The sequence below is a fragment of the Caulobacter sp. 602-1 genome (assembly GCF_003931565.1).
Lineage (GTDB): Bacteria > Pseudomonadota > Alphaproteobacteria > Caulobacterales > Caulobacteraceae > Caulobacter.
The window spans coordinates 1-268 of sequence record NZ_RRYI01000233.1; the positions used below are offsets into that span (position 1 = coordinate 1).

The 268-nt window shown below is 72.4% G+C and carries 1 protein-coding gene; it reads right to left on the reverse strand.

Going from position 1 to position 268, the window contains the following annotated elements:
* Positions 1-268: PAS domain-containing protein (locus EIK80_RS26005; protein ID WP_125159744.1), on the reverse strand; the 268-nt coding region annotated here is incomplete at both ends.

The window sequence follows — 268 nt, forward strand, 5'->3', positions numbered from 1 at the left end:
GCCTCGGCGGTCTTGCGGGCGGTGATGTCGATGCTGAGGCCCGACATCCGTCGCGGTTCGCCAGGCCGGATCCGATTGAGCCGCCCCCGCACCTGCACCCAGTGCGATGAGCCGTCCGGCCAGGAGATCCGGTACTCGACGTCGTAGTCCTCGGCGCGCGCGATCGCGGCGTTCAGCGCGGCGGCGCGGCGGGCCATGTCCTTCGGATGGACGGCCGCCTCGATGCCGGCCAGCGTCAGGGGCTGGTCGCCCGCATGACCGAAGTGCG